Source organism: Bifidobacterium sp. MSK.17.10 (assembly GCF_019129655.1).
GTDB lineage: Bacteria > Actinomycetota > Actinomycetes > Actinomycetales > Bifidobacteriaceae > Bifidobacterium > Bifidobacterium adolescentis.
On sequence record NZ_JAHOJD010000007.1, the window covers coordinates 55,060 to 76,694 of the forward strand.

14 protein-coding genes are annotated in these 21,635 nt (G+C 60.7%); 12 read left to right on the forward strand and 2 right to left on the reverse strand.

The genetic code is table 11. The features are described 5' to 3' along the window. The first annotated feature begins 414 nt into the window (after positions 1-414). The 8 genes from KSX58_RS07645 to KSX58_RS07680 all read left to right on the forward strand — a co-directional run bounded on the left by KSX58_RS07645 (position 415) and on the right by KSX58_RS07680 (position 9,910). On the forward strand, positions 415-2,022 hold the full coding sequence (locus tag KSX58_RS07645; protein WP_011743647.1) for an extracellular solute-binding protein: 1,608 nt from the start codon (positions 415-417) through the stop codon (positions 2,020-2,022). 106 nt (positions 2,023-2,128) lie between these two features. Continuing rightward, positions 2,129-3,100, forward strand: a complete 972-nt coding sequence (locus KSX58_RS07650; RefSeq protein WP_038444910.1) for a sugar ABC transporter permease — start codon at positions 2,129-2,131, stop codon at positions 3,098-3,100. A 12-nt stretch (positions 3,101-3,112) separates the two neighbouring features. Then, a complete protein-coding gene (locus KSX58_RS07655) occupies positions 3,113-4,051 on the forward strand; it encodes a carbohydrate ABC transporter permease (protein ID WP_038444913.1) in 939 nt (312 codons plus the stop codon). Between the two features lie 16 nt (positions 4,052-4,067). Beyond that, complete coding sequence (locus KSX58_RS07660; protein WP_011743644.1) at positions 4,068-4,736, forward strand: YesL family protein; 669 nt, start codon at positions 4,068-4,070, stop codon at positions 4,734-4,736. 35 nt (positions 4,737-4,771) lie between these two features. Next, entirely contained in the window at positions 4,772-5,860 is a 1,089-nt protein-coding gene (locus KSX58_RS07665; RefSeq protein ID WP_011743643.1) for a LacI family DNA-binding transcriptional regulator, read from the forward strand. Between the two features lie 68 nt (positions 5,861-5,928). After that, positions 5,929-7,842 carry a glycoside hydrolase family 32 protein gene (locus KSX58_RS07670; RefSeq protein WP_217736146.1) on the forward strand — a complete coding sequence of 638 codons (1,914 nt, stop codon included), beginning with the start codon at positions 5,929-5,931 and terminating at the stop codon, positions 7,840-7,842. A gap of 373 nt (positions 7,843-8,215) precedes the next feature. Then, the gene (locus tag KSX58_RS07675) at positions 8,216-8,488 is read left to right on the forward strand and encodes an ACT domain-containing protein (RefSeq protein ID WP_003806738.1); all 273 of its coding nucleotides are present in this window, start codon (positions 8,216-8,218) and stop codon (positions 8,486-8,488) included. Between the two features lie 57 nt (positions 8,489-8,545). Continuing rightward, positions 8,546-9,910 (forward strand): PFL family protein, encoded by a 1,365-nt coding sequence (locus tag KSX58_RS07680; RefSeq protein ID WP_085393426.1) that lies wholly within the window; start codon positions 8,546-8,548, stop codon positions 9,908-9,910. Positions 9,911-9,978: 68 nt separating this feature from the next. Here the strand turns inward: KSX58_RS07680 and KSX58_RS07685 are convergent, their stop codons facing one another. Beyond that, complete coding sequence (locus tag KSX58_RS07685) at positions 9,979-10,578, reverse strand: tRNA (cytidine(34)-2'-O)-methyltransferase (protein WP_236838149.1); 600 nt, start codon at positions 10,576-10,578, stop codon at positions 9,979-9,981. 86 nt (positions 10,579-10,664) lie between these two features. Here KSX58_RS07685 and KSX58_RS07690 point away from each other — a divergent pair, with 86 nt between their 5' ends. The 4 genes from KSX58_RS07690 to KSX58_RS07705 all read left to right on the forward strand — a co-directional run bounded on the left by KSX58_RS07690 (position 10,665) and on the right by KSX58_RS07705 (position 20,231). After that, positions 10,665-11,687 (forward strand): A/G-specific adenine glycosylase, encoded by a 1,023-nt coding sequence (locus KSX58_RS07690; RefSeq protein WP_237976473.1) that lies wholly within the window; start codon positions 10,665-10,667, stop codon positions 11,685-11,687. A gap of 68 nt (positions 11,688-11,755) precedes the next feature. After that, positions 11,756-12,400 carry a hypothetical protein gene (locus KSX58_RS07695; protein WP_003806734.1) on the forward strand — a complete coding sequence of 215 codons (645 nt, stop codon included), beginning with the start codon at positions 11,756-11,758 and terminating at the stop codon, positions 12,398-12,400. 162 nt (positions 12,401-12,562) lie between these two features. Continuing rightward, complete coding sequence (gene rpoB / locus KSX58_RS07700; protein WP_003806733.1) at positions 12,563-16,123, forward strand: DNA-directed RNA polymerase subunit beta; 3,561 nt, start codon at positions 12,563-12,565, stop codon at positions 16,121-16,123. A gap of 94 nt (positions 16,124-16,217) precedes the next feature. Next, on the forward strand, positions 16,218-20,231 hold the full coding sequence (locus KSX58_RS07705) for a DNA-directed RNA polymerase subunit beta' (protein WP_038444924.1): 4,014 nt from the start codon (positions 16,218-16,220) through the stop codon (positions 20,229-20,231). Between the two features lie 158 nt (positions 20,232-20,389). On the opposite strand, the gene KSX58_RS07710 is transcribed toward KSX58_RS07705, so the two are convergent. Continuing rightward, positions 20,390-21,547, reverse strand: a complete 1,158-nt coding sequence (locus KSX58_RS07710) for a hypothetical protein (protein ID WP_179140375.1) — start codon at positions 21,545-21,547, stop codon at positions 20,390-20,392. Between the last annotated feature and the right edge of the window lie 88 nt (positions 21,548-21,635).

Here is a 21,635-nt window from a genome sequence, read left to right on the forward strand (position 1 = left end):
TCTATGCTCGCATTCGTGCTCTCCTCCTTCTTCCTGAAGGAGGGGAGCATCTTTCGTAAGTAGCGACGTGTCGACTTGGTGGCCGTCCTGTTCGGCTACGCTTTTGTGTGTACAACGGACGGGTTGTACGTGTATTTGATGAAAAACGATACGTTATACGATTAACGGCGTGTCGCGATGTGGGTGATTCCGGTGTTCTGCAAGAACGGCAGTATGGAGCCGAAGTTTACGTTTGCGACGCTGGGGGGACTGGTTGATGAGAGCGCTAACTATTGAGATAAACGATTAACGTTTGACATTAAACGATTAACGATTTATAGTGTTAATCACCGCAAAGCAAGCGGCTGATGAGGTCGTACCGGTGCGTCTTACATCGGTACGAGGAGGAAACATCAAGGAAGAAGGAGCCTAATCATGGCACGAAGAAGTGTTCGCCTGTTGGCATCAATAGCTGCAGTCGCGACTATGGTCACGACGTTTGCCGCCTGCGGCAACAAGCAGGCCACCACAGACGAGAACGGCAAGCCAATCGTCAATATTCTGGTTCGTCGCAACGTGACCGACCATCCGATGCAGGACACCCAGTACACCAAGGATCTGGAAGCCGCCTGCGACTGCACCATCAAGTGGCAGGAAGTCGCCGACAACGCTTGGGGTCAGCAGAAGAGCGCCAAGATGGCCGCCGGTGAATTCCCGGACATTGGCTTGAGCTTGTTCAGCATGGTGGATGCGGCCAAGTACAGCACCTACTTCGAGGATCTCAAGCCGCATCTGGATAAGATGCCGAACGTCAAGAAGTTCCTCAAGGCCCAGCCGGGCGCTGCGAAGTACGTTACCGATGGCACCAAGATCGCCATGCTGCCCTCCGACCGCGGCAAGGGTTACGAGGTTTCCGGCACTCACATGTTTATCAACAAGACCTGGCTGGACAAGCTGGGACTCCAGATGCCGACCACTTGGGACGAGCTCGAGAACGTGCTCGATGCATTCAAGACCCAGGATCCGAACGGCAACGGCAAGGCCGATGAGGTGCCGATGAATATCCGCAGCCTCGGCTTCGGCCTGTGGAGCCCTCTGGCGCTGATGAACTCCGAAGGCGTGGTCACCTCCTTCATGGGCGGCGGCGCTTCCGAACAGGGCTATTATGTGGACAACGGCAAGGTTAAGAGCTATTACACCTCCGACGCGCTCAAGGACGTCGTCTCCTACCTGCACGGACTCATGGCCAAGGGCCTTATCCCGAAGGATGTGCTCACCCGCGACGCCTCGCAATACACTTCGCAGACCGTCAGTGACGGCAAGACCGCGCTGACCGGCGTCTCCTTCGGTTGGTCCAACTACTCCGAATACGGCAACGCGCTTGGCGACCAGTACGTCACCCTGCCGCCGCTGAAGAAAGACGCCTCCACGCCCGACTCCCAGGTCAAGTGGGATTATTCCCAGGACGCCTGCCGCTGGGCCTACTCCGGTTCCGGCCTGACCGTCAACCCGAACGCAGCCAACCAGGACGCCATCTACAAGGTGATCGACGCCATGTACGGCGAGAAGCTTTCCGTGGCTGGATTCTTCGGCTCTATTCCGGATATCGTCTCCGATGACGGCGACCACCAGTACACCATCGACAAGGCTAAAGCCTACGCCGAATATCCTGATACCCGCGCCGTCGCCCTGCAGGACCGCTTCGGTGGCTGGATTCGCGACGACGTGAAGATGGTCAACGACACCAACGCCGACCAGGTCACTGCGTCCGATTTGGCCATTCGTGAGGCGCGCAACCGCGTCGACGGCGTCAAGGATGTCGTACCGATTTACGTGCGCCCGAATACCGAGGACTCCAACACCCTGCAAAACAACAACACCGCCATCTCCAACTACGCGAACAACCAGATCGCGAAGTGGGTCCAGAAGGGCGGCATCGACAAGGAATGGGATGCCTACGTGAAGAAGGTGTCCGAACCGACCCTCGGCCTCGACGCCAACATCAAGATTTGGCAGAAGTGGTACGACAAGTACACCAAGTAGCCAAGTAATACCGCGGGGTCCATCGCACGGGTTCGTTTCTCTCCCGTGACTGCCGCCGGACCCCGCATTTTTGTTCCCTAGCAATCATCCTAAATTGGAGACCAACATGAGTGCACAAACATCGCAAGGCGTTGCTGCACGGACCGTGGCGATGGAAGCGGCTCCCGACCGCAAGAAACCAGGTCTGCTCGATCGCATCGCCGACCACTTCCGCCGCTACTGGCAGCTGTGGATCCTCACCGCTCCCGCCCTGTTCTTCGTCGGCCTGTTCGCCTACGTGCCGATGTGGGGCATCCAGCTTGCCTTCCGTGAATTCGACCCGACCAAGGGTCTGACCGGCGGCAAGTTCGTAGGATTCAAATATTTCAACGAGTTCTTCCATAACCCGCTCTTCGGCGAGATCATGACCAACACCGTCCGCATCTCCCTGTGGACGCTGGTCATGGGCTTCATCTTCCCAATCATCCTGGCCCTGCTGATCAACCAGATCGGCTCCAAGAAAATCAAGGGCTTCGTACAGACCGTCACCTACATGCCCCACTTCATCTCCGTGGTGGTCATCGTCTCGATGCTCAACATCTTCCTGTCCCCGGGCTCCGGCATCCTGGGCCGCTTCTTCGGCGACGAATCGCTGATGGGCTCCACCAGCGCCATCACCGCCGTCTACTGGATCTCCGAAGTCTGGCAGCACGTCGGCTGGAACTCCATCATCTACCTGGCCGCGCTCGCCGGCGTGGACACCTCGCTGTACGAGGCCGCGAAGATCGATGGCGCCGGCCGTCTGCAACTGATCCGTTACGTCGACCTGCCGGCGATCATGCCGACCTGCGCGATCCTGCTCATCATGAACATGGGTTCCGTGCTCAACGTGGGTTTCGACAAGATCTACCTGATGCAGAATTCGCTGAATATGCCGGCCACCGAGGTCATCGCGACCTACACCTACAAGATCGGTATTATTAACGGCCAGTATTCGTATTCGACCGCCATCGGCCTGTTCAATACCTTGGTCAACTTCGTCTTCCTGATCACCGCGAACGCGATCGCCAAGCGCGTTTCCGATACGAGCATTTTCTAGGAGGCAGTCATCATGTCTGCAACAACAACCGGGGCCGTTGCCCAAAGCAAGAACGATATTCCCTGGAACAAGCATGTACGTCAGAAGAAAACGCCAGGTGATCTGGCCGTCGACTTTGTCATCGTGCTGCTTCTGGTGTTCACCGTGGTCGCAGTGCTCTACCCCCTGTGGTTCGTGGTCATCGCATCGTTCTCCGACCCGAATGCCGTGGCCGGCGGCGAAGTGACCCTGCTGCCCAAAGGCGTGACCTTCGTCGGGTATGCGAAGGTGTTCGCCAACCATCGCATCTGGCAGGGCTATCTCAACACGATCATCTACTCGGTGGTCGGCACCGCGGTCAACATGGCCGTGACCATCCCCTGCGCCTTCGCGCTGTCCCGTCGCGAATTCAAGCCGCGCCGCGTCATCATGTTCCTGTTCACCGTCACCATGTTCATCAGCGGCGGCCTGATTCCGAACTATTTGCTGTACAAAGCCCTCGGCATCAACAACACCATGTGGGTGTTCATCCTGCCCGGCGCTGTCTCCGTATACAACGTGATCGTGGCGCGCTCCTTCTTCGAAACCTCCATTCCGGAGGAACTGCATGATGCTGCGCAGATCGACGGCCTGAGCTACTTCGGCTACTTCTTCAAGATCGTGCTGCCGTTAAGCTCCGCCATCCTCGCCGTCATCGGCCTGTACTACTTCGTCGGCCACTGGAACGACTTCATGACAGGCTTGATCTACATCACCGACGACACAAAGCAGCCGTTGCAGGTGGTCTTGCAGCAGTTGCTGCTGGTGGCACAAGGCACCGGTACGAACGTCAACGCCGCGGCCCAACAGCAGGCGGCCGACCAGATCAAGTTCGGCATCATCATCGTCTCCACCCTGCCTCTGCTGGTGCTGTACCCGTTCCTGCAGAAGTACTTCAACAAGGGCGTCATGCTCGGCGCCGTCAAGGGCTGATTGAAAGGGATTCGCCATGCTCGCTCGTTTTTCCGTGGCCTATGAACGGTTCTGCCGTCTGCTGCTCACGATCTTCGTGGTGAACATCGCCATGCTCGTGCACACACTGCTGGGTGCCGTGGTGCTGGGATTCTTCCCATCCTGCGCCGCCGCGCAAACCACGTTCCGCACGTGGCTGCGTGCTGAGGATCGGTCGATGCGTGCCAAGGAAGTATGGGGCATCTTCCACGGCGCATGGAAAAACGAGCTCAAGCAGGCGAATCTCTTCGGCTGGCCGTTGGCCGTATGCTGGGTGGTGCTCGCCATCGACTACTACATGATGAACTGGCATGCACGCGGAACGTTCGACGTGGCGGTTTCCGGCGTACTGTTCGTGCTGGCACTGGTATTGCTGGCCTTCACCATGCTGGTCTGGGTGGTGCGCGCGAACTATGACGAACGTCCGCTGTGGATCGTCCGCACAACACTGACCATGATCGTGGCCCGTCCGCTGTGCACCCTGCTGCAGATCGGACTCGCACTGCTGGCGATCCTTGCCTGGGCGCAATGGCCGGGTCTGCTCATGGTGTTCGGCATGTCGCTGCCGATGTTCTGCACTGCGTGGATCGTGTACTCGTTCGGCCGGATTCCGGGAATGGACATCCATGACCGGGAGCAGCCGGGCATCCGATACGCGAAAAGCTGAACGGCAGAGTGTCGCCAAAGAAAGGCGGGCATACAATGGAATCCGCTTCACAAAGCCGCCAAGCAGACAAGGCAAAACCATTGGTATCGATCAAAGACATCGCAAAAGAGGCCGGCGTCTCCAGTTGCACCGTGTCATTGGTCATGAACAACAAGGACCGCAATCGCGTCAGCAAGGCGGTGGCGCAACGAGTGCGCGGAACGGCCCAATCAATGGGATACAAGCCGAACTCCGTGGCGCGTACATTGCGCACCAGCAGGTCGTATGTCCTCGGCTTTATCACCGATGAGATCGCCACCTCGCCACATGCCGGGCGCGTACTGGTGGGAGCGCAGGAGGCAGCGCGCAAACTCGGCTATATTCTGCTCACCGTCAACACGGGAAACGATCGGGAACTGGAGAACCAGGAGATCGCGGCCCTGCGGCAGTACCGCGTGGACGGTTTCCTGTATGCCATGATGTACCACCGTGTTGTGGAGATCCCCGCCGAACTCGAAGGCAGCCCCACGGTCGTCGTCGACAGCGAAGACGAGAATCGCAAGATTCCCTCGATCTACCCCGACGACGAAATGGCAGGGTACGATGCCACCAATCGGCTGATTCAGGCCGGCTGCAAACGCATCGTTTACTACGGTTCCTCAATCACCATTATCGCCCAGGGGGAGCGGTTCGCCGGGTATCGCCGAGCGCTCGCGGACGCGGGCATCCCCTTCGACGAGCAGTTGGTCGTCAACGTGGAAGAGGCCACAAACGCCGCTTCGGAAGCCGGTCGCGTGTTCGACGAGATCAAGCCGGACGGCATCTTCTGCTTCAACGATGTGCGCGCGACCTTCATCTACGAGGCGGCCAGAGAGCGGTCGGTCGGCATCGGCACAGACGTTTCCGTGATCAGCATCGACAACCAGCCGCTCATTACGGACGTGCTCAAGCCCGCGTTGACCACCTTGGAGCTTCCTCACTACGAAATGGGCTTCGAAGCGGTGCATCAGCTGGTCGCCATGATCGACGATGAAGCCGCCACGGAAAGCCTTGCACGCAGTGAGGATTCGATCAGGCGTTTGGAGAACGGCCCGATGACACCGTTGCGATGCCGCATCATCGAACGCGATTCGATCGTTTCCTGACGGCACTGCGTCTTTGAGTATTTCCATCCATTTTCCATATTCATTTCACACGTGTAGAGGGGTCTACTATGTCGAATACCTATTCCATCTCCGTCGAAACCGGCGGCTACCGGCAGCTCGATCTGTTCGCCGAACGCTGTGGCGAGGGGAACGCCGTCGTCACCGTTGCGGACGGCAACGGCGTCGCAATCGCGGCGCACACCATGCCCATCGCCGAACGCAGGCATCATTTCTCCATTGCGGTGCCGCAGAAATCCACCGTCACCGTGGCGGCAAGCGGCCTGGTTGTACGCTTCGGCTACCTTTCCGAATGCGATGACCTGCTTGACAACGGCGTTCGCTACGTGAACATGAATCCAAGCGACACCGATTGGCCTGCACAGCCCACGCTGGAACAGATCTACAACCGTTTCGGGCGTTCGGGCGCGCATTTCGAACCGTTCGCACGTTGGATGAACGATCCGAACGGCCTGTGCCAGTTCCAAGGGCGCTACCACCTGTTCTTCCAGCTCAACCCGTATGGTTTCGGCTGGGACAATATGCATTGGGGGCACGCGGTAAGCCGTGATCTGGTGCATTGGACTCATCTGCCAGTCTTCCTGGAACCGCAGCCCGAACTGCACACCGACGAGCGTATCGTCGGCGGCGCGTTCTCCGGTTCGGCCGTGACCGTGGACGAGCATGACAATCCGGTCGCCGGCAACGAGGCAAACGCCATCCGCCTGTACCTGACCCGTCATCTGGAAACCCGCGGCGACGAATCCTCCGTCACCGAATACCAGACCACCTGCCTGTGCGAGGACGGCGTGCATGTTCGCGTGGAATCGCCGGTGGCGCTGCGTGCGAATGACGATTTTGGCTATGACTTCCGTGATCCGAAGGTTGAATGCGGCATGGTCGGCGAGGCGCTCGACCCGGATCGTGCCTATATGGTAACCGCCACCAATCTGCCGGTATCGGAATTTGGCGCAGACGCCGCCGATAGTGCGGTTCCCGGCATCAGCACCCAGAACACCGGCGGCTGGTTCACTTATTCTCCTCAGGGCAAGCCGGGGGTCGACCAGCCGAACAACGCCACCGTTCCCGCCATGACATTGTTCTCCGCGAAGAAACCGCTCAAGCGCAATGTGACATGGCGCTACGAAGGGCCGGTGCTCGCCGATTTCGGTCATCAGATCGCACGCACCTACGAATGCCCTGACCTGTTCCAGGTCGACGGCGTGACCGTTGCCGTGGGCGCGCTGATGCATTACCGCGACAAGCAGGGACGTTTCCAGCAGGTGCGCTGGTATGCCGGCGACTTGGTGAATACCGATAATGGTCCGAAACTGGATGTCAAGGCCAGCGACTGGTGCGATTTCGGCACCGGATATTACGCCACGCAAAGCTTCGTCGACGATAACGGCCGTCGCATCGTATTCGGCTGGTTCACCGATTTTCCGGAGATGCGTGTCGAACAGCCATGCCTGGCCAACGGCATGATGTCGCTGCCGCGCGAATTGCATGTGCGTGACGGCAGGCTGTACAGCAAGCCGGTGAGCGAAGTGTACCGCGAGCTGCTCGGCGAGCGTCTTGCCGTGCACGGCGATGGCGGGGATATGGTCGTTACGGCTCCCGGCAACGCATACTATGCGAACGTGCATCTGGCGGATGATGCCGATGCCATCATGGTGCTGGCGAAGGGCGTCAACCCGCAGGACGGCAGGCCGACCGAACTGCTGCTGCAGCGCACTGATGGCGTGACCCGCCTGGTGGCCAAGGGCACTGCGGTGGAGGATGTCGACTTCGACAGCGGCATCACCGATGTTCGCCAGGTGGAGGTGTTCTTCGACCGCAATGTTGTCGAAGTGTTCCTCAATGGCGGTCAGGCGGCAGGAAGCATGCTGTTCCAAGGCGCTGATGGCGACGGTGAGCTTCGCATCGCGTCGTCCGGCAAGATCGATGCGGTTGATGCGCGTGCATTGAACGGTATTTGGCGCTAAGACGTAGAGCCGTATCCGGCGGCCCCGTTCCTGCGTGTTCCTTGTGACACGGCGGGTGCGGGGCCGCTGCCGTATGTGCAGGGGTATGTACACGATATGTGCGAGATATGGGCACGATATGTGCGCTGCGTTGTAATTTGCCGGCGGATGTTGCATGTCATGCTATGTTGCGACACAGCGCGGGTGAATCCGTGGGCGGTGACGACCTAGGTAAACGTTTGACTACTGACATGCGCGTGTGGCGTCTCACCATGTAATGCGAAAAGCGGGGGAGAGGGGTGTTTTGGCACGTGCCTTTCCTATACTTGAGGGCACGTCCGGCAATTCGCCGAGGCGGCAACTGGATATTCACACCTCACGTTTAGGGAGTTCCATGAACAAGGCAATCATCACCGTCGTCGGTCAGGATACTGTCGGCATCATCGCCCGCGTCTGCACCTATCTTTCCGCGCACCAGGTCAACGTGCTCGACATCTCCCAGACCATCATCGACGGTTTCTTCAACATGATGATGATTGTGGATTATTCCAACGCGGACGAGGAATTCGGCACAGTCGTCGACGACCTCGACAAGCTCGGCGAGGAGATCGGCGTGCGCATCCGCTGCCAGCGCGAAGAGATCTTCACCAAGATGCACCGCGTCTGAGCTGCTGGTCAGGCAAGTAACCGAATCTTCGAATCCGAGCAACCGTAAGGAAAAACCATGCTGAATATCATGGAGGTCCACGAGACCAACAAGATGATCGAGCAGGAGAAGCTCGACGTGCGCACCATCACCATGGGCATCAGCCTGCTGGACTGCGCCGCCGACAGCGTCGACGAGGTCTGCGAGAACATCTACAACAAGATCACCACGTATGCCAAGGATCTCGTATCCACCGGCCAGGCCATCGAACGCGACTACGGCATCCCGATCGTCAATAAGCGTATCACCGTCACTCCGATCTCGCTGGTGGGCGCAAGCTCCTGCAAGAGCTCCGAGGACTTCGTCAAAATCGCGCACGCGCTCGACCGTGCTGCCAAGAAGGTCGGCGTCGACCTGATCGGCGGCTACTCCGCACTCGTATCCAAGTCCATGACCCCGGCCGAGGAGATGCTTATCCGTTCCCTGCCGCAGGCGCTTTCCGAAACCGACATCGTGTGCTCCTCCGTGAACGTGGGCTCCACCAAAACCGGCATCGACATGAACTCCGTCGAACTGCTCGGCCACATCGTCAAGGACATCGCGCACGCCACCGCAGACAATGATTCCTACGGTTGCGTGAAGTTCGTGGCATTCTGCAACGCCCCGGACGACAACCCGTTCATGGCCGGCGGCTTCCATGGCGTGACCGAAGGCGACGCGGTCATCAACGTCGGCGTTTCCGGCCCGGGTGTGGTCTCCCGTGCATTGGACGAGGCCAAGGGCAAGGATTTCGAGTTCTTGTGCGAAACCATCAAGCGCACCGCGTTCAAGATCACGCGCGTCGGCCAGCTGGTGGCCCAGGAGGCTTCCCGTCGCCTCGGCATTCCATTCGGCATCATCGACCTTTCCCTTGCGCCAACCCCGGCCGTAGGCGATTCCGTCGGCGAAGTGCTTGAAAAGATCGGCCTCGAACAGGTTGGCGCACCGGGCACCACCGCGGCGCTCGCCATGCTCAACGACCAGGTGAAGAAGGGCGGCATCATGGCGTCCTCCTACGTCGGCGGACTTTCCGGCGCGTTCATCCCTGTCTCCGAAGACAAGAACATGATCGATGCAGCCACCAACGGCTGCCTGAAGATCGAAAAGCTCGAGGCTATGACCTGCGTATGCTCCGTCGGCCTTGACATGATTGCCATTCCGGGCGACACCACCGCGTCCACCATCTCCGGCATCATCGCCGACGAGGCCGCCATTGGCATGGTCAACCAGAAGACCACCGCCGTGCGTGTAATCCCGGTGGAAGGCAAGGGCGTGGGCGAGATGGCCAACTTCGGCGGCCTCATGGGCTACGCGCCGATCATTCCGGTGAACCAGACCAGCTGCGAGGCCTTCGTGACCCGTGGCGGCCGCATTCCGGCGCCGATCCACTCCTTCAAGAACTGACGTTCTTACGAAAGAACCCGACCTTCCTGCACGGAGGGCCGGGCTCTTTTGCGTTTGTAAAACTGTTTTTACTTACCGCCGGCAAAGTTCAACTGTCGCCAGGCTTCGTAGATGGCGATGGAGGCGCAGTTGGTGAGATTCAGGCTACGCAGCGAAGGACGCATCGGCAGACGCACCTGCTCGGCCACATGCGGGCCGGCCATGATGTCCATCGGATCGGGGATATTGCCCGGTTCCGGACCGAACAGCAGGATGTCGGTCGGCCTGTATTCGATGTCGGTGTACAGCTTGGTGGCGTGCGCGGTGAAGGCGATGATGCGCGAATCCGGCATCGATTCCACCAGATCCTCGAAATTCGGGTGCAGCACCACATGCGCCATGTCATGGTAGTCGAGCCCCGCACGGCGCAGCTTGGTATCCCGCAGATTGAAACCCAAAGGTTCCACCAGGTGCAGAATCGTTCCCGTCACGGCGCACAGGCGGATCGCGGAACCCGTGTTGCCCGGAATACGCGGGGAGTAGTAGCACAGGTGCGGGGTGGAGGTCTCCGCCTTCGCCGCGTCCTTCGCGCTCAGCATCGCGTCCACCACGGAAATCGGATTGCCGTGCGCGTCGGTCACCAGTTCGTCCGGGCCGTAATTGGACTTGCGGTACCCGTATTCGAACATCTTCTCGACCTTGGCTTCGGCCGCCTGCGTCTCGGCGTCGCGCGTTGCGCCCTGCGTGTTATCGGTATGTTCTTCGTTCGTCATAAATGCTAAGAATAGGAACGATGAACGACACGAACACCACATACGACACCGCCGTACGTGACGCCGACTTTGACGACTTTGCCGATTCCGCCACCGCCGTCACCTCCGATGCTTCCGATGCTGACGAAATCGCAACGACGCTCGCGCAATGGTGGCAGACCAACGCGCGCGACCTGCCATGGCGATTCGGCCGCACCACACCGTGGGGCGTGCTCGTTTCCGAAGTGATGAGCCAGCAGACGCAGATGGGCCGCGTCGTGCCGTATTGGACCGCATGGATGGACCGATGGCCGGACGCAGCCGCGCTCGCCGACGCGCCGAAATCCGACGTGATCACCGCATGGGGGCGGCTTGGCTATCCGCGGCGCGCCCTGCGATTGCAGGAATGCGCGCACGTCATCGCATACGATTACGCCGACGAGCTGCCGCATACGTACGACGAATTGCTTGCTCTGCCCGGCATCGGTGATTACACGGCAAGCGCGGTGCTGTCGTTCGCTTTCGGCGAACGTATCGCGGTGGTCGACACGAACATCCGCCGTGTGCTGTCACGTGCGTTCGTCGGCGTCGAATCGCTCGGCGGCAGCGCAAGTCCCGCGGAACGCGCGCTGGCGAAACGGCTGTTGCCGGACGATGATTCCGCGAAATGCCGTCGTTTCGATCGCCCGTCCGTCGTGTGGAACCAGGCCGTCATGGAACTCGGCGCGACGGTGTGCACTGCGAAATCGCCATTATGCGAAGCCTGTCCGATCGCCGGAAAATGCGCGTTCCTACGCAACGGAAGACCGGGATTGGGGCAGCGGCGTACGCGACCACGCCAACGATTCCAAGGTACGGACCGGCAGGTGCGCGGGCTGGTGCTGAACGCGCTGCGCGGCCTGCCGGATGGCGAGACGGTGCTTGATCGCAAGAGCGCCGAACGGCTGTGGAAAGACCACGTGCAGCTGGACAAATGCATCGCGTCGCTTGACGAGGACGGTCTGATCGAAATCCTGCCCGGGGGAGGGGTGCGGCTGCCGGTGTAACGTACACGGCATGCGTGGTGCGTGCGGCCGCGGTGCCGCACGGAGGATGACACGCTAGACTGGGAGCCATGGCTTACAAGACCTCCCCGCGGACCGGTAAGAAACGTACGAAACAACAGCAGGCGATGTATCGCCGCCGCCGCATCGTTTTCGGTATCGCGACGGTGCTGGTGCTGAGCTTCATCGTATTCTGCCTGTATTCGCTGACGCAGGGCGTCGTCGCTGTCAACCGCGAAATCCACCATGCCGATGTTTACGCGATCTCCCGCAAGGAGGTGCCGTCGCCGACCCAACAGCAGAAAAGCAGCGTCCCCGATTGCGACGCATCCAACGTCGCGCTGTCGCTTACTCCGGCCGCATCGAGCTTCGGTGTGGGCGGCACGATGGACTTCACCGCTTCCGTGAAATACAACGGTTCCGGCAAGGCTGGCTGTCTGATCGACGTGTCCCAGGCGGGCATGGTGCTGACGATCAAGTCGGGCAAGGACGTGGTCTGGAAATCGAACGTATGCCCCGTGGACACGGATTACCGGCTGATAGCCAAGGGCGACGAGGTCAAGCAGACGATCGCTTGGCCGGGCGTGCGTTCCGGCAGCGAATGCGCCGACGCGGCGGACCTGCCGAACGTGGACCGTGGCGTGTATTCGGCCCAACTGTCGGTCGAAGGACATGCGAAAACCAAGTCGGAACCGGTCGGTATCACGGTTGAGTGAAAATCTACAGGTTATGCTATTCTTATGACTTTGCGTAGATGCGTGTCATATAGCGGGCACGCTGACAAGGAAGAAGCGCCCGCGTATTAGGCATATGGTGGCCAATGAGAGCGCTTCCGGGGAAACATATCGATACGATTAGCGAGCGATAAGGAACGTCCATTGGCTGAGGCTACGACGAACACCACCACCATCATCGCACGCGCCGACCAGCATGATATTGATCTGCACAAGGCGTCGGACCGTGTGAATTTCGGCTCCATCCGCGAGCCCATTGATGTACCCTACCTGTTGGGTGTACAGACTGACAGCTTTGACTGGCTCATCGGCAACGAGCGCTGGCAGAAGCGAGTCCAGGAGGATCTGGAGAACGGCACCAACACCGTGCCCCACACCTCCGGTCTTGACGAGGTCTTCCAGGAGATCTCCCCGATCGAGAACTTCGCTCAGACCATGAGCCTGACCTTCTCCGATCCGTACTTCGAAGAACCGCGCCACACCGTGCAGGAATGCAAGGAGAAGGATTACACCTACTCCGCGCCGCTGTACGTGAACGCCGAATTCGAGAACGGCGACACCGGCGAAATCAAGTCCCAGACCGTGTTCATGGGCGATTTCCCGCTGCAGACCCCGCACGGCACCTTCATCATCGGTGGTACCGAGCGAGTGATCGTGTCCCAGCTCGTGCGTTCCCCGGGCGTGTACTTCGACCGTTCCCAGGACCGTACCTCCGATAAGGAAGTCTTCGGCGCGAAGATCATCCCGAGCCGTGGCGCATGGCTCGAGTTCGAGATCGACAAGCGCGACGTCCTCGGCGTGCGCGTGGACCGTAAGCGCAAGCAGTCCGCCATCGTGTTCCTCATGGCCATCGGCATGACCAAGGATGAAATTGCCGACGCCTTCAAGGACTACCCGCTGGTCATGGACGCTCTCGCCAAGGAGACCGTGCAGACCCAGGACGAGGCCCTGACCGACCTGTACCGCAAGATCCGTCCGGCCGACACCCCGACTCCGGAAGCCGGCAAGAACCTGCTGGACTCCTTCTACTTCAACACCAAGCGTTACGATCTGGCCCGCGTCGGCCGTTACAAGATCAACCGCAAGCTTGGTCTGGAAAAGGACGTCAACGACCGCAGCCTGTCCCGCGAGGACATCATCGCCACCATCAAGTACTTGGTCACCCTGCATGCGGGCGAGACCAAGTTCCCGGGCAAGCGCGACGGCCAGGACGTTGACCTGCGCGTGGACGTCGACGATATCGACCACTTCGGCAACCGTCGTATCCGCCAGGTCGGCGAGCTGATCCAGAACCAGCTGCGCACCGGTCTGAGCCGTATGGAGCGTGTGGTCCGCGAACGTATGACCACCCAGGATCCCGAGGCCATCACCCCGCAGTCCCTGATCAACATCCGTCCGGTGAACGCCACCATCAAGGAGTTCTTCGGAACCTCCCAGCTGTCCCAGTTCATGGACCAGAACAACCCGCTGGCTGGCGTGACCAACAAGCGTCGTCTGTCCGCTCTGGGCCCCGGCGGCCTGTCCCGCGACCGCGCCTCCATGGAAGTGCGAGACGTGCACCCGTCCCATTTCGGCCGTATGTGCCCGATCGAGTCTCCTGAAGGCCCGAACATCGGTCTGATCGGCTCCTTGGCAACCTTCGGACGCATCAACCCGTTCGGTTTCATCGAGACCCCGTACCGCAAGGTCGTCAACGGCCACGTCACCGACGAAGTCGAGTACATGACCGCAGACCGCGATGCCGAGCACGTCATCGCCCAGGCCAACCAGGAGCTCGACGAGAACGGCAACTTCGTCAAGAAGCAGGCCCTTGCCCGAGTCGGCGAAGAGGAAGCGGTCGATGTGCCGGTCAGCTCCGTCGATTACATGGACGTCTCCCCGCGTCAGATGGTTTCCGTCGGCGCCTCCCTGATTCCGTTCCTGGAGCACGATGAGGGACACCGAGCGCTGATGGGCACCAACATGCAGCGTCAGGCCGTGCCGCTGATCGAATCCGAGCGTCCGCTCGTGGGCACCGGCGCCGAATGGCGCGCCGCCGTCGATTCCGGCGACGTCATCCTGGCCGAGAAGCCGGGCGTGGTGACCTACGTGTCCGCCGACATCATCCGTACCATGAACGACGATGGCACCACCAGCTCTTACAAGCTGGCCAAGTTCCAGCGCTCCAACCAGACCACCTGCTACAACCAGGTCCCGCTCATCCACGACGGCGAACGCGTGGAAGCCGGCACCGTGCTGGCCGATGGTCCGGCAACCCAGAAGGGCGAGATGGCACTGGGCAAGAACCTGCTCATCGCCTTCATGCCGTGGAACGGCTACAACTACGAGGATGCTGTGATCATCTCCCAGCGCCTCGTGCAGGACGACACCCTGAGCTCCATCCACATCGAGGAGTACGAGATCGACGCCCGCGAAACCAAGCTGGGTGCCGAAGAGATCACCCGCGACCTGCCGAACGTCGGCGAGGACGCGGTGGCCAACCTCGACGAGCGTGGCATCATCCGCATCGGCGCCGAAGTCGAAGCCGGCGACATTCTGGTCGGCAAGGTCACCCCGAAGGGCGAGACCGAGCTGACTCCGGAAGAGCGTCTGCTGCGCGCCATCTTCGGTGAGAAGAGCCGCGAGGTGCGTGACACCTCGCTGCGCGTGCCTCACGGCGAGACCGGCACCGTCATCGCGGTCAAGGAAATCACCCGCGAAGACGCCGAGGAAGACGGCGACGAACTGCCGAACGGCGTGAACCAGATGATTCGCGTCTACATCGCACAGCACCGTAAGATCACCCAGGGCGACAAGCTCTCCGGCCGTCACGGCAACAAGGGCGTCATCTCCCGCATCCTGCCGGAAGAGGACATGCCGTTCCTCGCCGACGGTACTCCGGTCGACATCATGCTGAACCCGCTGGGCGTGCCTTCTCGAATGAACCTTGGCCAGGTGCTGGAACTGCACCTCGGCTGGATCGCGCACGCCGGCTGGGACATCTCCCTCGACCCGGATGCCGAGGCCGCTTGGAAGAAGTACGTGCCGCAGGGCGCCGAAAAGGGCGCTCCGGGCACTCCGGTGGCCACCCCGGTGTTCGACGGCGTCCGTCCGGAAACCATCAAGGGCCTGCTCAGCTGCACCCTTCCGGACCGCGACGGCAACAAGCTCGTCGGCCCCGACGGCAAGGCGACCCTGTTCGACGGCCGTACCGGCGAACCGTTCCCGAAGCCGATCTCCGTGGGCTACATGTACATGCTGAAGCTGCACCACCTGGTCGACGACAAGATCCACGCCCGCTCCACCGGCCCGTACTCCATGATCACCCAGCAGCCGCTGGGCGGCAAGGCTCAGTTCGGTGGCCAGCGCTTCGGCGAGATGGAAGTGTGGGCCCTCGAGGCCTACGGTGCCGCCTACACGCTGCACGAAATGATGACCACCAAGTCCGATGACGTCGACGGCCGCGTGCGCGTCTACGGCGCCATCGTGAAGGGCGAGAACCTGCCGCCGGCAGGCATCCCGGAGTCCTTCAAGGTGCTGCTTAAGGAAATGCAGTCCCTGTCCCTGAATGTCGAAGTGCTCAACGCCGAAGGCGTGGCCATCGACATGAAGGACGAGGATGACGATCCGTCCACTTCCTCCGATGACCTCGGCTTCAACATCGGTGCGCGTCCTGACGCCGCCGCCAAGGAAGACCAGGTTGCCGAGGAGCCCGAATTCCAGTGATTGAAAGGATTGGCCGCGCTGCAGCACAGCGTGCAGCGCGGCCAATCCCCGAACAACGTGATAAGCATTAAGAATCGATAGACAGGACAATAGAGTGCTGGACGTCAACGAATTTGACAAACTGAGGATCGGACTGGCCACCGCCGACGACATCCGTAACTGGAGCTACGGCGAGGTCAAGAAGCCGGAGACCATCAACTACCGTACCCTGAAGCCGGAGAAAGACGGCCTGTTCGGCGAGCAGATCTTCGGACCTACCCGCGACTGGGAATGCGCCTGCGGCAAGTACAAGCGCGTGCGCTTCAAGGGCATCGTCTGCGAACGCTGCGGCGTGGAAGTCACCAAGAGCCGTGTGCGTCGTGAGCGCATGGGCCACATCGAGCTCGCCGCTCCGGTGACCCACATCTGGTTCTTCAAGGGTGTGCCGTCCCGACTGGGCTACCTGCTGGACATCGCGCCGAAGGACCTCGAGAAGGTCATCTACTTCGCGGCCTACATGGTCACCAAGGTGGACGAAGAGCAGCGTCATCAGGACCTGCCGGACCTGCAGCAGGAGTTCGACAACGAGATCGCCAACCTCGAGAAGCGCCGCAACGCCGAAATCGAGGAGCGCGCCAAGAAGGTCGAAGCCGATTTGGCCGAGCTCGAAGCCGAAGGCGAAGCCAAGGGCTCCGCACGCGCCAAGCTGCGCAACAGCGCCGAGCGTGAAATGGCCGCCATCCGTACCCGCTACGACGAGCAGATCCAGCGTCTGAGCGCCGTGTTCGACCGCTTCAAGACCCTGAAGCCGGGAGACATGGAAGGCGACGTCGACCTGTGGCGTGAGATGGAAGACCGCTACGGCGATTACTTCGAAGGCTGCATGGGCGCCGAAGCCATCAAGAAGCGTCTGCAGGACTTCGACCTCGAGGCAGCCTCCAAGCAGCTGCGCGAAGAGATCGACACGGGCACCGGCCAGCGCAAGGCCCGCGCCCTGAAGCGTCTGAAGGTCGTCAACGCGTTCCTGACCACCGGCAACAAGCCGGAGGCCATGGTGCTCGACGTGATCCCGGTCATCCCGCCGGACCTGCGCCCGATGGTGCAGCTCGACGGTGGCCGTTTCGCCACCTCCGACCTCAACGACCTCTACCGTCGTGTGATCAACCGTAACAACCGTCTGAAGCGCCTCATCGAGCTCGGCGCCCCGGAGATCATGCTCAACAACGAGAAGCGCATGCTCCAGGAAGCCGTCGACTCCCTGTTCGACAACGGCCGTCGTGGCCGTCCGGTCACCGGCGCTTCGAACCGTCCGCTCAAGTCCCTGAGCGACATGCTCAAGGGCAAGCAGGGCCGTTTCCGTCAGAACCTGCTCGGTAAGCGTGTGGATTACTCTGGCCGTTCCGTGATCGTGGTCGGCCCGTCCCTGCGCATGCACCAGTGCGGTCTGCCGAAGCCGATGGCCCTCGAGCTGTTCAAGCCGTTCGTCATCAAGCGCCTCGTGGACCAGGGCTTCGCGCAGAACATGAAGAGCGCCAAGCGCCTCGTGGACCGCGCCGACTCCGAAGTGTGGGGCGTGCTCGAAGAGGTCATCTCCGAGCATCCGGTGCTCCTGAACCGTGCACCTACGCTGCACCGTCTGGGCATCCAGGCATTCGAGCCGATCCTGGTGGAAGGCAAGGCCATCCACCTGCCGCCGCTTGCCTGCGCCGCATTCAACGCCGACTTCGATGGCGATCAGATGGCAGTCCACCTGCCGCTGTCCGCCGAAGCCCAGGCTGAGGCCCGTTCCCTGATGATGGCTTCCGACAACATCCTGAAGCCGGCAGACGGCCACACCGTGACCATGCCGAGCCAGGACATGATCCTCGGTCTGTATTACCTGACCACCGTCATCGACGGCGCCAAGGGCCAGGGCCGCGTGTTCTCCTCGCTGGAAGAGGCCGAAATGGCGCTCGACAAGCACGAGATCGACATGCAGGCCAAGGTGCTCATCCGCCTTCCGCGGGACTTCGTGCTGCCGAAGGACTGGGAGCCGGGCGAGGTCAAGGTCGTCGATCCGGAACCGGGCAGCCCGGACGTGGTCAAGGAGGAGCGTTTCCATGACGGCTCCGTCCTGTTCGCCACCTCCTACGGCCGTATCCTGTTCAACGGCACCTTGCCGGTCGACTACCCGTTCGTCAACGAGCAGGCGCCGAAGAAGCGTCTGAGCAAGATCGTCGACGACATCGCGACCCGTTACTCCACCGCTCAGGTGGCCGTGACGCTGGACGCCCTGAAGGATCTGGGCTTCACCCGCGCACCGTGGTCCGGCGTGTCCTTCGCGTTCTCCGACGTTATCCAGCCGCCGGAACTGGACGAGTACATCGAAAAGTACGAAGGCGAAGCCGACAAGGTTAACGAGAACTACGAAATCGGTATGCTCACCGAAGAGGAGCGTCGTCAGGAACTGGTCGACCTGTGGACCAAGTGCACCAGCGAGGTCTCCGAGGCGGTTGAGGAACACTTCGATTCCAAGAACAACCTGGCCATCATCGTGCAGTCCGGTGCACGAGGAAACATGATGCAGATCAACCAGATCGCAGGTATGCGAGGCTTGGTGGCAAACCCGAAGGGCGAGATCATTCCTCGACCGGTCAAGTCCAACTACCGTAAGGGCCTGTCCGTGCTGGAATACTTCATCTCCCAGCACGGCGCGCGTAAGGGTCTGGCCGATACCGCACTGCGTACCGCAGAGTCTGGCTACCTGACCCGTCGTCTGGTGGACGTCTCCCAGGACGTGATCGTGCGTGAGGAGGACTGCGGCACCAAGCGCGGCCTGACCATGAAGGTCGGCGAACGCGATGCCGAAGGCAACCTGCACCTGGTCAAGGCCGCCGACGGTGGCCCGTACTCCCGTCTGCTCGCGGCCGACGTCATCGACCCGGCCGACGGCGAGACCGTGCTGTACAAGGCCGGCGACGCCCTGTCCATGGACGTGCTCAACGATCTCGTTGCCCACGGTGTGGAAGAGGTCAAGGCCCGTTCCGTGCTGACCTGCGAATCCAAGCGTGGCGTGTGCGCCAAGTGCTACGGCTGGTCCCTGGCCACCAACAAGCTGGTGGACGTCGGCGAGGCCGTCGGCATCGTGGCAGCACAGTCCATCGGTGAGCCTGGTACCCAGCTGACGCTGCGTTCCTTCCACTCCGGCGGCGTCGCTTCCGCTTCCGATATCACCCAGGGTCTTCCGCGTGTCACCGAGCTTTTCGAAGCCCGTACCCCGAAGGGCGAGGCTCCGATCGCGGAGTTCGCCGGCGTGGTCAAGGTGGAAGACACCGAGCGCGGCCGTCAGGTCACCCTGAAGCCGGACGACGACTCCGTCGAGCCGATCGTCTACCCGGTGACCCGTCGTGCGCCGATGCTGGTCAAGGACGGCGACCATGTCGAAGCCGGCACCCAGCTCATCGAAGGCTCCGTCGACCCGAAGAAGATCCTGCGCATCCTCGGCCCGCGCGCCGCACAGGTGAACATCGTGGAGGAAGTGCACACCGTGTACCGCTCCCAGGGCGTGGATATCCACGACAAGCACATCGAGGTCATCGTGCACCAGATGCTGCGTCGCATCACCGTGATCGACTCCGGCGACACCGACCTGCTGCCGGGCGAACTCGTGGACAAGGCACGCTTCAAGGCCGCCAACATGGAAGCCGTGAAGAACGGTGGCAAGCCGGCCGCCGGCCGTCCGGAGCTGATGGGCATCACCAAGGCTTCGCTGGCCACCGATTCCTGGCTGTCCGCGGCCTCCTTCCAGGAGACCACCCGCGTGCTCACCGAAGCCGCCCTGAACCAGAAGGTCGATGACCTGAAGGGCCTCAAGGAGAACGTCATCATCGGTAAGCTCATCCCGGCAGGTACCGGCCTCGCCCGTTACCGCAACGCCACGGTGGAGCCCGACAAGGCCATCCGCGACACCATCTACCCGAACTTCGGTTTGGGCGGCGAAGGCACCGACAGCTCCTTCGGCGACACCGACCTGTCCGATGTGGACTTCTCCAACATCGACTTCGGCGACCTGAAGCTGGGCGATGACTTCAACCCGGATGACTTCCTGGACGACAACGGCGGCCAGACCGATCTGGGCGACACCCTGTGAGATTCCCCTCACGATAGTCGACAGACGAATCATCTGACATAGCAAAAGGCGGAAGCGACCAATACCGGTCGGTTCCGCCTTTCGCTATATCTATATGTCGTGGGATTGCGAGGTTGTGGATTAATCGCGGGGGAGGGTTTCGCAGTCGTCTTTTGACGTTACTTGATCTTCTCCGAAAGCGTGGTTTCCAGATCCTTCAACGAACCGCTGAGATCGGCCTCCTTCGCGGCCTTTTGCAAATCGGACTGATCCAGGGTCGGCGAATCGATGTCGGACATCTTCGAATGAAGATCCTGAAGCTTTTCGTAATCGGCGGACCCATACTCGATATCGTTGAGATTCAGATCGGCCATCTGATCCACAATGTCCTTCTTCTTGCTGACGCTTTCCTGCATATCCGCGCCATACTCGGCATAGGACTTGACGGGAACCTTGGCCAGATCGCCGGCGTCGGCGGCACAGCTTTCGAGCGCCTTGGAAAGATCGCGATAGTACGAAGACATGTCGGCGGAGTCGAATTTCGGCAGCTTCGTGCAGGTATGCGTCATCTTCATGAGCGCGGGCATGGTCTGGGCCAGATCGTTCATGTACCTCTCGTATTTCACACGGTCCCGCTCGAACGTCTCGTACTTCTCCTTGACGTCCTTGTCTTTCTTCACGGCCTTCATGGCAGCCAGCTTGTCGCTGTCCTGCTTGAAGGTCTTCAACTTCTTCTTGCCCTCGTCATAAGCGGAGGATGAATCGTTGTCCGTTGCGCTCGCCGCCGAGCTGAATTCCTCATTGATGGCTGTATAGCTGCTTTCCAACGCCTGCGTTTGGACCAGCGCTTCCTCGTAATCGGAACGGCTGACGCGATTCGTAAGGAAGAACACCGCTGCCAGCGCGATGACGACGACTGCGGCCACCGCGCCGATGATAATGGCGACCGGCGGCTTATTTTTGGCCGCGGCGCCGGCTTGCTGGGAAGGAAAGTTGCCGGGCATTGGCGGTTGCGGCTGACCGTATTGTTGCGATTGGGCATATTGTGGCATCGCAGGCTGTGGAACCGCCGGTTGAGACGCGGTGGGCTGGGGCATGGCGGGCTGACCGTACGGCATCGGCCGCGGCTGACCATACTGCGGCATCGGCGGCTGAGGCTGTCCATAAGGTTGCGGTTGTCCGTATTGCTGCGGCTGGCCGTATGGCATGGGTTGCGGCTGTCCGTATTGAGGCCCGCCCGGCTGTGGCTGACTGTAGTTTGGCGCCTGCGGCTGCGGAGGCTGGTTATACTGCGGTTGCCCATTCTGCGGTTGACCATACGGAGGAGTGTTCGCCATGTGAAAAGTCCTTCTTATCCTTTTTCCTTTTTTTTGAATGTCGAATCCGTGAACACGGAGGGAAACATCGACGTGTCCGTCTCTTTTG

Bases quoted from the DNA above. Each gene is read 5' to 3' on its own strand.
- KSX58_RS07645 (WP_011743647.1), top strand. From the start codon at position 415: ATGGCACGAAGAAGTGTTCGCCTGTTGGCATCAATAGCTGCAGTCGCG.
- KSX58_RS07650 (WP_038444910.1), top strand. From the start codon at position 2,129: ATGAGTGCACAAACATCGCAAGGCGTTGCTGCACGGACCGTGGCGATG.
- KSX58_RS07655 (WP_038444913.1), top strand. From the start codon at position 3,113: ATGTCTGCAACAACAACCGGGGCCGTTGCCCAAAGCAAGAACGATATT.
- KSX58_RS07660 (WP_011743644.1), top strand. From the start codon at position 4,068: ATGCTCGCTCGTTTTTCCGTGGCCTATGAACGGTTCTGCCGTCTGCTG.
- KSX58_RS07665 (WP_011743643.1), top strand. From the start codon at position 4,772: ATGGAATCCGCTTCACAAAGCCGCCAAGCAGACAAGGCAAAACCATTG.
- KSX58_RS07670 (WP_217736146.1), top strand. From the start codon at position 5,929: ATGTCGAATACCTATTCCATCTCCGTCGAAACCGGCGGCTACCGGCAG.
- KSX58_RS07675 (WP_003806738.1), top strand. From the start codon at position 8,216: ATGAACAAGGCAATCATCACCGTCGTCGGTCAGGATACTGTCGGCATC.
- KSX58_RS07680 (WP_085393426.1), top strand. From the start codon at position 8,546: ATGCTGAATATCATGGAGGTCCACGAGACCAACAAGATGATCGAGCAG.
- KSX58_RS07685 (WP_236838149.1), bottom strand. From the start codon at position 10,578: ATGTTCGAATACGGGTACCGCAAGTCCAATTACGGCCCGGACGAACTG.
- KSX58_RS07690 (WP_237976473.1), top strand. From the start codon at position 10,665: ATGCTAAGAATAGGAACGATGAACGACACGAACACCACATACGACACC.
- KSX58_RS07695 (WP_003806734.1), top strand. From the start codon at position 11,756: ATGGCTTACAAGACCTCCCCGCGGACCGGTAAGAAACGTACGAAACAA.
- KSX58_RS07710 (WP_179140375.1), bottom strand. From the start codon at position 21,547: ATGGCGAACACTCCTCCGTATGGTCAACCGCAGAATGGGCAACCGCAG.